This is a genomic window from Streptomyces sp. NPDC058685 (assembly GCF_042714725.1).
Taxonomy (GTDB): domain Bacteria; phylum Actinomycetota; class Actinomycetes; order Streptomycetales; family Streptomycetaceae; genus Streptomyces.
The window spans coordinates 40980-55828 of record NZ_JBHXSL010000042.1 but is presented as its reverse complement, the minus strand read 5'-3'; the positions used below and the strand labels follow the sequence as shown (position 1 = coordinate 55828).

The window sequence follows — 14849 nt, the reverse complement described above, 5'->3', positions numbered from 1 at the left end:
CGCGAACGCCGCATGGTCCCCACGAGAAATCCTGGTCACACATGAGCGATGCCGACCCGGGGCTGTTCGGGCCCGACTCCGTCACCTGGCACCTGCACGGCGACCCGATGATGTGGGTGGCGGGTGTCCGCGCCCTGTACCTCCAGGCGCTGCACCCCCGCGCGGTCCGTGGCGTCATGGAGAACTCCGACTTCCGCAAGGACGCCTGGGGCAGGCTCCTGCGTACCGCCGACTTCGTCGGCACCATCAGCTACGGCACCACCGAGGCGGCCGAGAAGGCGGGCGCCCGGGTGCGGCGGATCCACTCGCGGCTGAAGGCCACCGACCCCGCCACCGGCGAGCGGTACGGCGTCGACGAACCGGACCTGCTGCTCTGGGTGCACTGCGCCGAGATCGCCTCCTACCTCCAGGTCGCCCGCCGCTCCGGCTTCCCCCTCAGCGACGCCCAGGCCGACCGCTACATCGACGAACACCGCGAGAGCGCACGCCTCATCGGCCTCGACCCCGAGGCCGTCCCCGCCACGGCCGCCCACCTCGTCGAGTACTTCCGCACGACACGGCCGCAGCTCGTGGCCGGGCCCGACGCACGGGACGTGGACGACTTCCTCCGGCGCCCGCCGACGCCCGCCCTGCTCGTGCCCGCGCGGGAACTGCTGTGGAGACGCGTGGCGAACCTCGCGTACAACGCTCTGCCGCCGTTCGCCCATGAGTTGTACGGCCGTCCCGCGCCCCCGCCGCCGCGCGTCACCCGTCAGCTGGCCGCCACCGGGCACCTGTTGCGCTGCATCCCCTCGCGTGTCCGCTGGCAGCTTCCGCCGGGTCACATCCTGAAAGCAATGGCCCGGCTCGGACCGGACACCCGCCCCGCCCCGTACAAACTCCGCAGACAGGAGGCCATACTGAACAGGCCGGGTGGGGCGCAGCAGAGCGACGGGGGCGACAGCACGCGATGGCGGAATCCAGGCTGATCCAAGGCCGCTACCGGCTGCTCGAACGCATCGGGCGCGGCGGCATGGGCGAGGTGTGGCGAGCCGTCGACGAGGCGCTCGGGCGTCATGTCGCGGTCAAGTGCCTCAAGCCGATGGGTCCGCAGCACGACGCCGGCTTCGCCACGGTCCTGCGCGAGCGCTTCCGCCGCGAGGCCCGCGTCGCGGCCGCCCTCCAGCACCGCGGGGTCACCGTCGTCCACGACTTCGGCGAGTACGACGGCGTGCTCTACCTGGTCATGGAGCTGCTCGAGGGCCGCAACCTCAGCCAGTTGCTGGAGGAGAACAGCCAGCGCCCGCTGCCGGTGCGGGACGTGCTCGACATCGCCGAGCAGGTCTCCGACGCCCTCGCGTACACCCACGGGCAGGGCATCGTCCACCGGGACCTGAAGCCCGCGAACATCATGCGGCTCACCGACGGCGCGGTGAAGATCTGCGACTTCGGTATCGCCCGGCTCGGCGAGGACATCGGGTTCACCTCCCGTCTCACCGGTACGGGCATCGCCATGGGCACACCGCACTACATGTCGCCCGAGCAGATCAGCGGCGGCCATGTCGACCACCGCAGCGACCTGTACTCGCTCGGGTGCGTGCTCTACGAGATCGCCACGGGCGTCCCGCCGTTCGATCATGACGACGCCTGGGCCGTACTCGTCGGCCACCGCGACACGACGCCGGAGCCGCTGCGTACGCACCGGTCCGAGATCCCCGACTCCTTCCAGGAGATCGTGCTGGACCTGCTGGCCAAACCGCCGGAGGACCGGCCCACCGACGCCAAGCACCTCACCCTCAGGATCGGCGCCGCGGCGCGCCCGGGCGTGGCGCACTCCCCGCCGCCGCCCGGCCCGGCCGAGGAGCCGGCGCCCGCGCCCCGTCTGCCGTCCTGGACCCGCGGAATGACCACCGGGCACAAGGCCACCGCGACCTCGGTGACGCGGACCTCGCTGCCCGACCACACCGCCGGGCTGACGGGGGAGTGGACCACACTCACCGACCCGCGCGGCGCTGCGGTGCTGCCGGCGTCCGCCGGACCCGAGCGGCCCACTCCGCCGCCCGAGCTGGTCGCCGTCCTCGCCGGCCGGCACAGCGCGGGCCTGAGTCTCGGCCGTCTCGGCCGCTGGGAGGAGGCGGGCGAGGTGCACCGCGCGGTCGCCGCCGAGCGCGAACACGCGCTGGGTCCGGACCATCCGGACACCCTCGCCAGCCGCTACGAGGTCGCGTTCACACTCAGCAGGACCGGGCGGGCCGCGGACGCGCTGCGCGAGTTCGACCGGGTGGCCGAGGGGCGCGAGCGGACCATGGGCGCCGACCATCCCGAGGCGCTGGCCGCGCGGCAGGAGACGGCGTACGTCCTCGGGCAGCTGGGCCGCCACTTCGAGGCGCACGACGTCTACGCCTCCGTGCTGGCCGCCCGCGAGCGCACCACGGGGCCCGACCACCCCGACACACTGCGCTGCCGGCACAACCTCGCCTTCAACCTCAGCAGGCTGGGACGGCTGGAGGACTCGTTCCGCATGGCCCAGGACGTCGCGGCGGCCCGCGCCCGGGTCCTCGGCGCCGACCATCCCGACACCCTGGTCACGCAGTACGAGGTCGCCTACGCGCTCGGCCGCCTGGGCCGCTGGTCGGAGGCGCTCCAGACGTACCGCGAGGTGGCCGTCGCCCGCGCCCGGGCGCTCGGTCCCGACCATCCCGACACCCTCGCCGCCCGCTACGAGGTCGGCATCAGCCTCGGCCGGCTGGGCCACAGCGCCGAGGCGCTGGAGCTGTACCGCTCCCTCGTCGCGGACCGCACCCGCATCCAGGGCCCCACCGACCCGGAAACCCTGCGCGCCCGGCACGGCGTCGGGGTGAACCTGGGCAGGCTCGCGCGCTGGGAAGAGGCGCTCGCGGAGGCCCAGGACGTCAGCGCGCTGCGCGAACGTGTCCTCGGCGCCGACCACCCGGACACCCTCGTCAGCCACCGCGAAGTGGCCGTCGGCCTCGGCTGGCTCGGCCGCTGGGCGGACGCGCTCACCACCCACCGGCACGTCGCGACGACCCGCGAAAGCATCTTCGGCCCGGACCACCCCGACGCCCTGGCCAGCCGGAACGACGAGGCGCACTGCCTGGAGCAACTCGGCCGCCAGGAGGAGGCGGTGGAGCTCTACCGCACGGTGGCCGCGCTCCGGGAACGGCGGGGCACGCACGGGCGGTAGGTGTTCGCGGGGTGGGCACCCACCGCCGCCGGCGACTGTCGTACTGATCCCAACGAGTCGGACCGGGTGTCCACAGGGCAGGACCCCGGCCCCCATCAGGGGATATCGTCCGCCCATGTCCGCACACACTGCGTATGACGTCGTGATCGTCGGTGGAGGCCACAACGGCCTGGTCGCCGCCGCCTACCTCGCCCGCGCCGGTCGCTCGGTGCTCGTACTGGAGCGCCGGGGGAACACCGGGGGAGCGGCCGTCTCCACGCGGCCCTTCGCCGGGGTCGACGCGCGGCTCTCCCGCTACTCCTACCTCGTGTCGCTGCTGCCGGAGAAGATCGTGAGCGAGCTCGGCCTGCGCTTCTCCGTGCGCAAGCGCACCGTCTCCTCCTACACCCCCAAGGGCACCGGCGGGCTCCTCGTCGGCGCCGGCCGGACCCGGGAGTCGTTCGCCGCGCTCACCGGTGGCGAGGGCGAGTACGCCGCCTGGGAGGACTTCTACGGCATGACCGCCCGCCTCGCCGAGCGTGTCTTCCCCACCCTCACGGAACCCCTGCCGACCCGGGACGCGCTGCGGGCCCGTATCGACGACGAGACCGCCTGGCGGATCCTCTTCGAGGAGCCCATCGGGGAGGCGATCGAGAAGCGGTTCAGCGACGACCTCGTCCGCGGTGTCGTCCTCACCGACGCCCTGATCGGGACGTTCGCCGACGCCCATGATCCGGGCCTCGCCCAGAACCGCTGCTTCCTGTACCACGTGATCGGCGGCGGGACGGGCGACTGGGACGTGCCCGTCGGCGGGATGGGCGCGCTGACCGACGCCCTGGCCGCGGCCGCCCGGGACGCAGGCGCGAAGATCGTGACCCTGCACGAGGCGACCCGCATCGAGACGGACGGCGAGCACGCCACCGTCACCTACCGCTCGCACGACGCCGAGGGAACGGTCGACGCGGGGCATGTGCTGGTGAACGCCTCACCGCGGGAGCTGGCGGCGCTGCTCGGCGACGAGGCGCCCGAGCCGGCCGAGGGCGCGCAGCTCAAGGTGAACATGCTGCTGCGGCGTCTGCCGCGGCTCAGGGACCGCTCCGTCGACCCGCGCGACGCGTTCTCCGGGACGTTCCACGTCTCCGAGGGGTACGGCCAACTGGCCACCGCCTACCGGGAAGCGGCTTCGGGCAGGCTGCCCAGCGCGCCGCCGTCGGAGATCTACTGCCACTCCCTGACCGACCCCTCCATCCTCGGCCCCGAACTCGCCGCGCAGGGCTACCAGACCCTGACCCTGTTCGGACTGCACACCCCGGCCAGGCTGTTCACCGCCGACAACGACGCCGCGCGCACGGAGTTGCTCGCCGCCACGATCGCCGAACTGGACACCTATCTCGACGAGCCGCTCGCGCGCTGTCTGGCGCTCGACGAGAACGGCGAGCCGTGCATCGAGGCCAAGACGCCGCTCGATCTGGACCGCGAACTGCTGCTCCCCGGCGGGAACATCTTCCACCGCGACCTGTCCTTCCCCTACGCGACGGAGTCCACCGGCCGGTGGGGCGTCGAGACCGCGCACGCCAACGTCCTGCTCTGCGGTGCGGGCGCGGTGCGTGGCGGAGGCGTGAGCGGGGTGCCCGGCCACAACGCCGCCATGGCGGTGCTCGGCCGGTGACACCGCGTCAGTCCGCGGACGGCGTCCAGCCCGTGGCCTCGATCCGGGCTGCGTCCCGGGGCGTGCCGTCGTCGAAGACGGTACGGCCCCGGTCCGTGACCGTGATCGCGTCCACGTAGACGCCGCGGCCCACATAGAGCTGGTCGGTGGCGTAACGCCAGCGCAGCCGCAGGGTGGTGCCGCGCCAGGCGGCGAGGTCCGCGGTCAGCCGGTGCCAGCGGCGCCCCGACCAGCCGGTCGCGGTGCCCGCCGGGTGCGACTGGGGCGCCGCACCGTCCCGTGCGGTCGTGAACGGCACCGGCTGCCAGCTCGCGCCGTCGTCCGACGACGCTTCGAGGAACAGGCCGTCGGAGCCCGGCTCGGTGTCCCACCACAGGGAGCATCCGAGCCGGGCAGACCCGGACCCGGAGCCCGAGGCAGGCGGGGACGACAGCGCGAGCCCGGGCAGGGTGAGCGTCGCCGACGAGGCGGCGGCCATGCCCGCGAACCAGGCCCTGCGGCCGTGGTCGGGACGTACGGGGACGGCACGCGCGAGGTTGTTGGCCGCGGCGGCCCGTGGCGCACTCCCGCTCCGCCAACTGCGCACCGGATGGACGGAGTTGCCGAGCACGATCAGGAACGAGTCGGAGCCGGGGTCCAGGACCAGGCTGGTGCCCGTGAATCCGGTGTGCCCGGCGGTGCGCGGGGTGGCCATGGCTCCCATGTACCAGTGCTGGTAGAGCTCGAAGCCGAGGCCGTGCTCGTCGCCCGGGAAGGCGGTGTTGAAGTCGGTGAACATCAACTCGACGGAGGACGGGAGCAGGATGCGGGACCGCCCGTAGACACCGCCGTTGAGGAGCGTCCGGGCCAGGACCGCGAGGTCCCAGGCGCAGGAGAAGACGCCGGCGTGACCGGCGACGCCGCCGAAGCCGAAGGCGTTCTCGTCGTGCACCTCTCCCCATACGAGTCCGCGGTCCAGGCCCGACCAGGGCAGCCGGGCGTCCTCGGTGGCGGCGATCTTGGGCCGCCAGGAGGCGGGCGGATTGAAGCGCGTGCGGTGCATCCCGAGTGGAGCGGTGATCTCCTCGCGGAGCAGTAGATCCAGTGCGCGTCCGGTGATCTTCTCCAGGATCAGCTGGAGGGAGATCAGATTGAGGTCGGAGTACAGGTAGGCGGTGCCGGGCGGCGTGACCGGGACCTCGTTCCACAGCAGCCGGAGCTTGCCCTCACGGGTGGGCTCCCTGAAGAGCGGGATCCAGGCCCGCAGCCCCGAGGTGTGGGTGAGCAGTTGGCGGACGGTGATGTCCTGCTTCCCTCCGGCTGCGAAATCCGGCAGATACGCGGCGACCGCCGCCTCCAGCCGCAGCGTGCCCCGCTCGATCTGCTGCACGGCGAGCAGCGAGGTGAACAGCTTGGAGACGGACGCCAGATCGAAGACCGTGTCCTCGGCCATGGGGATCTGCCGCTCGGGCGGGAACTCCACTCCGGTGTCGGTCTTCTCGTCGTACGCGGCGTAGCGCACCGCCTTGCCGATCGGCCGGTGCAGCGCCACGGTGCCGCCGCGCCCCGCGAGCAGTACCGCCCCCGCGTACCAGGGGTGCTTCGGAGACGGGCCGAGGAACGTGCGTGCGTCGGTGACGAGTTGCTCCAGGTGGCGGGGGATCAGACCGGCCTGCTCCGGGCTGCCGCGCCGCAGGGTCGGCCGCCCGCCGGCCGGACTCGCGCCCCCGCCGGAAGCCCCACCGCTCTCGGCGGCCGCCGCGTCGGCGAACGGGATCGGCCCCAGCGCGAGCGCTCCGCCCAGGGCCAGCACTCCGCTGCCCAGTCTCCGTCGGCTGATCCCTCTGCCCTCCGCGCCCTGTGTCATCCGGAACCTACCCTCTCCTGAAAGTATCTTTCGGGATCACGATCAGCAGTGAAACTTTCTTGCGGGGCTCGGGCGGTGTCAACCACCTCAAAGAATCTGACACAGCATCAGAAAATCTCTTCCCTCGTCTGTCCGGCTGCGGCATCCTGCCGCCCATGGAGACGGAGCTGAGCAAGAGACTGGGGATCGAACACGCCATCTTCGGCTTCACGCCGTTCCCCGCGGTGGCCGCCGCCATCACCAGGGCCGGCGGGTTCGGCGTCCTCGGGGCCGTCCGCTACACCGCCCCCGACGACCTCAGACGCGATCTCGACTGGATGCAGGAGCACAGCGACGGCAAGCCGTACGGACTCGACGTCGTCATGCCCGCCAAGAAGGTCGAAGGCGTCACCGAAGCCGATGTCGAGGCGATGATCCCGGAGGGGCACCGGCAGTTCGTCCGCGACACCCTGGCCAAGCACGGGGTGCCCGAACTCGCCGAGGGGGAGGCGGCGGGGTGGCGCATCACCGGATGGATGGAAGAAGTCGCCCGCACCCAGCTCGACGTCGCCTTCCAGTACCCGATCGGACTGCTCGCCAACGCCCTCGGTTCCCCGCCGGGCGACGTCGTGCAGCGGGCGCACGGTCAGGACGTCCTGGTCGCCGCACTCGCCGGCAGCGCACGCCACGCCGAGCGCCATGCCGAGGCAGGCATCGACATCGTAGTCGCCCAGGGCTACGAGGCGGGCGGCCACACCGGCGAGATCGCCTCCATGGTGCTCACTCCCGAAGTGGTCGACGCCGTCGATCCGTTGCCCGTACTCGCCGCCGGCGGCATCGGCAGCGGTGCACAGATCGCCGCGGCACTCGCGCTCGGCGCGCAGGGAGCCTGGCTCGGTTCGCTCTGGCTCACCACCACGGAGGCCGACCTGCACTCCCGCGCACTGACGGCCAAACTCCTCGCCGCCGGCTCCGGCGACACCGTCCGCTCGCGCGCCCTGACCGGCAAGCCCGCGCGCCAACTGCGGACGGAATGGACCGACGCCTGGGACGGCCCGGACGGACCCGGCACCCTGCCGATGCCGCTCCAGGGCCTGCTCGTCGCGGAGGCCGTCTCGCGTATCCAGAAGCACGAGGTGGTGCCTCTGCTCGGCACACCGGTCGGCCAGATCGTCGGACGGATGACGTCCGAGCGTGCTGTGCAGACCGTCTTCGACGATCTGACCCGCGGCTTCGAACGGGCCGTGGACCGCATCAACCGCATCGCCGGAAGGAGTCAGTGATGCCCAACGGCTTCTGGGCCCAGGCGGCGGCCGACCCCGGTCGCACGATCCTGACCGCGCCCGACGGTACGGCCTGGACCGCGGGCCGGCTGCACGCCGTCGTCAACCAGCTCGTCCACGGGCTGCGCGCCGCGGGTCTCGAGCGCGGTGACGCCTTTGCCGTCGTGCTCCCCAACGGCGTCGAACTCCTCACCGCCTACCTCGCCGCGTCCCAGGCCGGGCTGTATCTCGTCCCCGTCAACCACCACCTCGTCGGCCCCGAGATCGCCTGGATCGTCGCCGACTCCGGCGCCAAGGTCCTCATCGCGCACGAGCGGTTCGGCGACGCGGCGACGGCGGCGGCCGACGAGGCGAAGCTGCCCGCGAGCCACCGGTATGCCGTCGGCGCCGTCGACGGCTTCCGCCCCTACGCCGAACTCCTCGACGGACAACGGGAGTCCGCCCCCGACGGCCGCACGCTCGGTTGGGTCATGAACTACACCTCGGGCACCACCGGACGGCCGCGCGGCATCCGCCGGCCGCTGTCCGGCAAGGCTCCGGAGGAGACCTATCTCGGCGGGTTCCTCGGCATCTTCGGCATCACGCCCTTCGACGGCAACGTCCATCTCGTCTGCTCCCCGCTGTACCACACGGCCGTGCTCCAGTTCGCCGGCGCGGCCCTGCACATCGGGCATCCGCTGGTCCTGATGGACAAGTGGACGCCCGAGGAGATGCTGCGGCTGATCGACCGACACAGGTGTACGCACACGCACATGGTGCCGACGCAGTTCCACCGGTTGCTCGCGCTGCCCGACGACGTCAAGGCGCGGTACGACGTGACGTCGATGCGGCACGCGATCCACGGTGCGGCCCCCTGCCCCGACCACGTGAAGCGGGCGATGATCGACTGGTGGGGGACCTGCGTCGAGGAGTACTACGCGGCGAGTGAGGGAGGCGGTGCCTTCGCCACCGCCGAGGACTGGCTGAAGAAGCCCGGAACCGTCGGCAAGGCCTGGCCCATCAGCGAACTCGCCGTCTTCGACGACGACGGCAACCGCCTGGAGCCCGGTGAACTGGGCACCGTCTACATGAAGATGTCCACCGGTGGCTTCAGCTACCACAAGGACGAGGCCAAGACGCGGAAGAACCGGATCGGCGACTTCTTCACGGTCGGCGACCTCGGCGTCCTCGACGAGGACGGCTATCTCTTCCTCCGTGACCGCAAGATCGACATGATCATCTCGGGCGGCGTCAACATCTACCCGGCCGAGATCGAATCCGCGCTGCTCACCCATCCGGCGGTCGCCGACGCGGCTGCCTTCGGGATACCGCACGCCGACTGGGGAGAAGAGGTCAAGGCCGTCGTCGAACCCGCCGACGGTCACGAGGCCGGCGACGCACTCGCCGCCGACATCCTCGACCACTGCGAGCAGCACCTCGCCGCGTACAAGCGGCCGAAGACGGTGGACTTCATCGAGGTCATGCCGCGGGACCCGAACGGCAAGCTCTACAAGCGCCGGCTGCGCGAGCCGTACTGGGAGGGCCACGAACGCGCGATGTGACGCGCCCGGCCGGGTGGTCGGCGTCCCGGCTTCTCCCGTGAGGTCTGCCGACCGGGTACCGGCGCTCGGCCGGTCGCGGGTCGGCGCACGCGCCACGTTCCCGGCGGGACTTGCCGGAAGGCGCGCCGGGACCCCGTTGGCGGAGCACCACGCGCGTCCCGCCCGTGCCCCTGGCAGCGTGGCCGTCATGAAGACCGGCACCGCACCGCTCGCGGCTCAGTGGACCACCTGGGTGCCGGTCGTCGCCGTGGTCGCGCTCGTACTGGCCTGGGGCCGCGAGCTGCCCGGGTTCGTCGTCGCCCTCGTCGGGCTCTGTCTGGTGGGGGCCGTCCTCGCCGCCGTGCACCACGCCGAGGTCATCGCGCACCGCGTCGGCGAACCCTTCGGCTCCCTGGTGCTCGCCGTGGCGGTCACTGTCATCGAGGTGGGACTGATCGTCACCCTCATGGCGGGCGGCGGGGACAAGGTGTCGACGTACGCCAGGGACACCGTCTTCGCCGCCGTCATGATCACCTGCAACGGCATCGTGGGACTGTGTGTGCTGGTCGGCGCTCTGCGCAACCGTGTCGTCGTCTTCAACGCCGAGGGCTCCGGCGGCGCTCTCGCGACCGTCTGCACCCTCGCGACCATGACCCTGGTGCTGCCCACGTTCACCACGAGTCAGCCGGGCCCGGAGTTCACCGGGGCGCAGCTGACCTTCGCCGCCGTCGCCTCGATCTGTCTGTACGGCATCTTCGTCGCCGTCCAGACCGTGCGGCACCGGGACTACTTCCTGCCCGTCGAACGCGACGGCCAGGAGCCCGCCGCCGACGAGCACGCGCCCCCGCCCACCGACAGGCAGACGGCGGCGAGCCTCGGCCTGCTGATGGTCGCGCTCGTCGCCGTCGTCGGAAACGCCAAGCTCGTCTCGCCGACCATCGAGAACGCCGTGGAGTCGGCCGGGCTCCCCACGGCGGTCGTCGGCGTCGTCATCGCCCTGATGGTGCTGGCGCCCGAGACCCTCGCCGCGGTCCGCGCCGCGCGCCGGAACCGGGTGCAGACGAGCCTGAACCTCGCGTACGGGTCCGCCATCGCCAGCATCGGTCTCACGATTCCGGCCATCGCGCTCGCGTCGATCTGGCTGTCCGGGCCCCTGGTCCTCGGTGAGGACGCCACCCATATGGTGCTCCTCGTGCTCACGGCGGTGGTGAGCGCGCTGACCGTGGTGCCCGGACGAGCCACTCTGCTCCAGGGCGGCGTCCATCTGGCGCTGTTCGCCGCGTTCGTCTTCCTCTCCTTCAGCCCGTGACGCGTTCAGCCCCTTCCTGTCAGTCCTGTCAGTGATCCCGTACCTTCACGATCCTCAGCTGCGGCGAGCGGAGGATGTCCTTCTCGCAGAACCGGGACGTCACCCACCGCTCGCCCGAGAACAGCACGGTCTGGTCGCTGTAGTGCTGCGATGTCGGATTCGACGACTGGGAGTACGTCAGCAGGGTGCGGGCCACCGGGCAGCGGCCGCCGTCCCAGCCGACCGCCTGGATGTGGCTGGAGCCCGTCGAGACCTCCGTGTAGCCGCCGCCGGCCGCGTTCCACACCGGCTCGACCTTGTTCCACACACCCAGCGCCTCCGTACCGCCGTGGACCGGGATGCGCTTGCCGTTGCGTACCACGAACTGGTGGGCACCGAGCGGGGCGTCGAGAGGGATGCCCGCGGCCCGCAGTTCGGCGACGGCGCCCGTCAGGGCCTTGGCGAAGCCGGGTGACGCCGTGTTGAGCGTGTTCGGCGTGTGCACCGGATCGGCCGCGGAGAACGGCACCTTCCACTGTTCGGCGAGCGGCAGCGTGGCGAACGCACGCCAGAAGCGATCGAACAGCAGCGCGCCGCGGCTGTCCGTGTCGGCCCGGCGGTCCCACGCCGCGAGCGCCGCGCATGCCGCGGTGTCACCGGGCAGTACGGCAGGGCAGGCGCGCGCCGCGTCGGTCGCCGCCAGATCGGCCGCGGGCACCCGGTTGGCGAACTGCTGCCGCTGGAGGTCGGCCACGGTCAGCCCACGCCGGTCGGCCATCGCCGCCACGTCCTGGATCGCGCCCCGGGTGCGCAGCGAACGTGGCGTGGCGAGGTTCCCGAAGACCCGTTCGTAGCCGGTCAGCGGACGGTCGGCGTTGGCGAGCCAGGCGCTGTCGTTGGAGTTCTCCGCGTACGGAGCGTCCCGGAGCGTCGGCATCCTCGACGGCCCGAAGATGCCGGGCTGCACGGCGTCCTTGTCCGAGCCGAGTGCGCAGTCCGTCCGCGAACCGTCCAGCACGGCCACACCCGAGGCCGGATAGGTGACCTTGCCCAGCGGGGTGGAACAGCGCTGTGCGAGGTCGTCCGTGATCCGGGGCAGCACCTGGGACTGGGTGAACAGCGAGTGTCCCTGGGCGTCGGCGGCGATGGTGTTGATCCAGGGCAGTCCCTGCGTTCGCCGCAGGGCTCGCACCATGTCGTCGGTCGAGCGGGCCTTGCCGAACGCGAGCGCGGTGTCGGACGCCCGCAGATTCGCGGCGTTGGGGTCGTTCAGCGCGTACGCGGTGGTCGCCGACCACGGCAGCGGCAGCGACGGACCGAGCGAGGTGACGACCGGTCCGTACCGGGTCCACCACTGCGTACGCGTCACGGGCTCCCCGCCCTTGACCCGTACGGTCACCGTCCGCTTCCGCATCCGCTCCGGACTGCCGTCCACCAGGTACGTCGTGGGATCGGCCGGGTCCAGGACGAGCTGGTGCAGATTGAGCGTGACGCCGGTCGCGACGGTGTGGCTCCAGGCCACCTTGTCGTTGAAACCGATGTTGACGACCGCGGTGCCCAGCAGGGAGGCGCCGGAGACGTTCAGCTCGCCGGGAATGGTCTGCTGCGACTGCCAGAAGCGGCGGCCGCCCTGCCACGGGTAGTGCGGGTTGCCGAGCAGCAGACCGCGCCTGTTCGCGGTCGTGGCGCCGCTGAACGCGACGGCGTTGGAGCCCATGGCGGCGCTGTCGGGGGAGAAGAGGTCGCGCGCCGCCCGCGCCGTAGCCGCGGCATCGGGGGCGGCGACCGGCGCGGCGCCCGGGGGCCCGGCCGCGATGATGCCCTCGATGCCACGGCCCTGACCGCCGAGCACCGAGACCGCGAAGCCGCGCCTGGCCACGTCCAGCGTGCTGACGGGCCGCACCCAGTCGGCGCCGCGGCAGGCCGGATCGGTGACGCGGTTCTGCTTCAGCCAGGCGTTGTAGCCGGCCGCCCAGCCGCGCATCAGCTCCTTGACCTGACGTCCGGGGCCCGCGGGTGCCGGGGTGGCCAGCAGCTTCTCCACGGTGCGGGCGTCCCGCACACCGGCGAAGTAGAGGTCGCTGGAGAGGTTCTTCGTCGCGGACGACAGTGAGCCGTCCGGGGCCGCGTCCGGTCCGAAGTGACGGGAGCGCTCCCCGCGCACCGTCACGAAGCCGTCGGCGAGGACGCAGACCTGGTCGGCGGCCTGCGCCCAGCCGGTGCCGAAGCCGAGATTCGCGTAGTCCTTGGCCACGATGTGCGGAATGCCGTGCTCGGTGTAGCGGACGACGGCGGAGAGCCCGCCGCCGGAGGGGTGCCGGTCGTGCCGGTCCCCGGAATCGGCGACGGCCGCCGACGGCAGCGCGGCCGCCGCGGTCACGAGCGCGACACCGGCGAGTCCGAGGCGTCTCAGGCGGGTGCGGAAGAGCAACGTGCCTCCCAACAAGGTCAGTTCGAACTCCCAACAGGGTCAGTTCGAAGCAGGATGGTCCATGCATTCAGTCGTGGCGCACGGTGTCAACATCCCGTTCGGTATCCGCGGACTTGACCGTCCATCGGGCACCGCACAGGATCGCGCCATGACAGCTGTACGCAGCAACACCGTCGACTCCGTCCTGCGGAGCAGCGCCCGGCGCACCCCCGATCGCACGGCCGTGCACTACGCGGACCGGACCTGGAGCTACGCGGAGCTGGACGCCGCGGTCACCACGGCGGCCGCCGTCCTGACCGGCCACGGTCTGCGGCCCGGGGACCGGGTCGCCTCCTACGGCCACAACTCCGACGCGTACCTCATCGCCTTCCTGGCCTGCTCGCGGGCGGGCTTCGTGCACGTACCGGTCAACCAGAACCTCACCGGCGACGATCTGACGTACATCATCGAGCAGTCGGGCAGCGCCCTCGTGCTGGCCGACCCCGACCTGGCGCCCCGGCTCCCGGACGGGCCCGCCGTCAGGTTCCTGCGCGACGCCGACGACTCGCTGCTGGCCGAGCTGTCCACGCCCCGCGACTTCACGCCCCAGCGGGAGCCGGAGACGGAGGACCTGGTCCAGCTGCTGTACACCTCCGGGACCACCGCGCTGCCCAAGGGCGCGATGATGACCCACCGGGCGCTGTCCCACGAGTACGTCAGCGCGATCGCGGCCCTCGATCTCAACGAGAACGACCGGCCGGTGCACTCGCTGCCGCTGTACCACTCCGCCCAGATGCATGTGTTCCTGCTGCCGTACCTCGCGGTCGGCGCGGAGAACATCATCCTGGACGGACCGGACGCCGCCGCGATCTTCGACCTGGTGGAGGCGGGCCGCGCGACCAGCCTCTTCGCCCCGCCGACCGTGTGGATCGCGCTGGCGAACCACCCGGACTTCGCCACCCGCGACCTCGGCGGGCTGCGCAAGGCGTTCTACGGCGCCTCGATCATGCCGGTGCCGGTCCTCGAACGGCTCCGGGAACACCTGCCCGACCTCGGCTTCTTCAACTGCTTCGGCCAGAGCGAGATCGGCCCGCTCGCCACCGTCCTCGGCCCGGCCGAACACGAGGGACGGATGGACTCCTGCGGTCGCCCGGTGCTGTTCGTGGACGCGAAGGTGGTCGACGAGGACGGCAAGGACGTCCCCGACGGCACGGCCGGCGAGGTCGTCTACCGCTCCCCGCAGCTGTGCGAGGGCTACTGGGACAAACCGGAGGAGACGGCCGAGGCGTTCCGCGACGGCTGGTTCCGCTCGGGCGACCTCGCCGTACGGGACGCCGAGGGCTACTTCACGGTCGTCGACCGGGTGAAGGACGTCATCAACTCCGGAGGCGTGCTGGTGGCTTCACGTCAGGTCGAGGACGCGCTCTACACCCACCCGGCCGTCGCGGAGACCGCGGTCATCGGCCTCCCGGACGACCGCTGGATCGAGGCGGTCACGGCGGTGGTGGTGACCCGGGACGAGGTCACGGAGACCGAGCTGATCGACCACGCACGCGAGAAGCTCCCCCACTTCAAGGCCCCGAAGAAGGTCCTGTTCGTGGAGGAACTCCCGCGCAACGCGAGCGGAAAGATCCTCAAGCGGGAACTGCGGGACCGGTTCGCCGAGTAGGCAGACCGCGGGCTCCCGCTTC

At 71.8% G+C, this 14849-nt stretch carries 9 protein-coding genes; 7 read left to right on the top strand and 2 right to left on the bottom strand.

Annotation, left to right across the window (positions count from 1 at the left end; all coding sequences use genetic code 11):
• The first annotated feature begins 41 nt into the window (after positions 1-41).
• From ACFWU3_RS27465 to ACFWU3_RS27455, 3 genes are all read left to right on the top strand, one after another.
• Complete coding sequence (locus tag ACFWU3_RS27465) at positions 42-968, top strand: oxygenase MpaB family protein (protein ID WP_384442963.1); 927 nt, start codon at positions 42-44, stop codon at positions 966-968.
• Complete coding sequence (locus ACFWU3_RS27460) at positions 950-3184, top strand: tetratricopeptide repeat protein (RefSeq protein WP_384442960.1); 2235 nt, start codon at positions 950-952, stop codon at positions 3182-3184. Before ACFWU3_RS27465 ends, ACFWU3_RS27460 begins: the two co-directional genes overlap by 19 nt.
• A gap of 115 nt (positions 3185-3299) precedes the next feature.
• A complete protein-coding gene (locus ACFWU3_RS27455; protein WP_384442957.1) occupies positions 3300-4832 on the top strand; it encodes a phytoene desaturase family protein in 1533 nt (510 codons plus the stop codon).
• A 7-nt stretch (positions 4833-4839) separates the two neighbouring features.
• On the opposite strand, the gene ACFWU3_RS27450 is transcribed toward ACFWU3_RS27455, so the two are convergent.
• Entirely contained in the window at positions 4840-6678 is a 1839-nt protein-coding gene (locus ACFWU3_RS27450) for a serine hydrolase (protein ID WP_384442954.1), read from the bottom strand.
• Positions 6679-6833: 155 nt separating this feature from the next.
• Between ACFWU3_RS27450 and ACFWU3_RS27445 the strand changes: the two genes are divergently transcribed.
• The 3 genes from ACFWU3_RS27445 (at position 6834) to ACFWU3_RS27435 (ending at position 10769) form a co-directional block, all read left to right on the top strand.
• Positions 6834-7940 (top strand): nitronate monooxygenase, encoded by a 1107-nt coding sequence (locus tag ACFWU3_RS27445; protein WP_384442951.1) that lies wholly within the window; start codon positions 6834-6836, stop codon positions 7938-7940.
• On the top strand, positions 7940-9481 hold the full coding sequence (locus ACFWU3_RS27440) for an acyl-CoA synthetase (protein WP_384442948.1): 1542 nt from the start codon (positions 7940-7942) through the stop codon (positions 9479-9481). The genes ACFWU3_RS27445 and ACFWU3_RS27440 overlap by 1 nt, the downstream gene beginning before the upstream one ends.
• A 187-nt stretch (positions 9482-9668) precedes the next feature.
• Complete coding sequence (locus tag ACFWU3_RS27435) at positions 9669-10769, top strand: calcium:proton antiporter (protein ID WP_384442945.1); 1101 nt, start codon at positions 9669-9671, stop codon at positions 10767-10769.
• Positions 10770-10797: 28 nt separating this feature from the next.
• Here ACFWU3_RS27435 and ACFWU3_RS27430 read toward each other — a convergent pair whose 3' ends face one another.
• Positions 10798-13179, bottom strand: coding sequence for a penicillin acylase family protein (locus ACFWU3_RS27430; RefSeq protein ID WP_384442942.1), 2382 nt, complete (start codon positions 13177-13179; stop codon positions 10798-10800).
• A 148-nt stretch (positions 13180-13327) separates the two neighbouring features.
• Here ACFWU3_RS27430 and ACFWU3_RS27425 point away from each other — a divergent pair, with 148 nt between their 5' ends.
• Positions 13328-14827: an acyl-CoA synthetase gene (locus ACFWU3_RS27425; protein ID WP_384442939.1), complete on the top strand. Its 1500-nt coding sequence runs from the start codon at positions 13328-13330 to the stop codon at positions 14825-14827.
• Positions 14828-14849: the final 22 nt, after the last annotated feature.

Bases quoted from the DNA above. Each gene is read 5' to 3' on its own strand.
- ACFWU3_RS27465 (WP_384442963.1), top strand. From the start codon at position 42: ATGAGCGATGCCGACCCGGGGCTGTTCGGGCCCGACTCCGTCACCTGG.
- ACFWU3_RS27460 (WP_384442960.1), top strand. From the start codon at position 950: ATGGCGGAATCCAGGCTGATCCAAGGCCGCTACCGGCTGCTCGAACGC.
- ACFWU3_RS27455 (WP_384442957.1), top strand. From the start codon at position 3,300: ATGTCCGCACACACTGCGTATGACGTCGTGATCGTCGGTGGAGGCCAC.
- ACFWU3_RS27450 (WP_384442954.1), bottom strand. From the start codon at position 6,678: ATGACACAGGGCGCGGAGGGCAGAGGGATCAGCCGACGGAGACTGGGC.
- ACFWU3_RS27445 (WP_384442951.1), top strand. From the start codon at position 6,834: ATGGAGACGGAGCTGAGCAAGAGACTGGGGATCGAACACGCCATCTTC.
- ACFWU3_RS27440 (WP_384442948.1), top strand. From the start codon at position 7,940: ATGCCCAACGGCTTCTGGGCCCAGGCGGCGGCCGACCCCGGTCGCACG.
- ACFWU3_RS27435 (WP_384442945.1), top strand. From the start codon at position 9,669: ATGAAGACCGGCACCGCACCGCTCGCGGCTCAGTGGACCACCTGGGTG.
- ACFWU3_RS27425 (WP_384442939.1), top strand. From the start codon at position 13,328: ATGACAGCTGTACGCAGCAACACCGTCGACTCCGTCCTGCGGAGCAGC.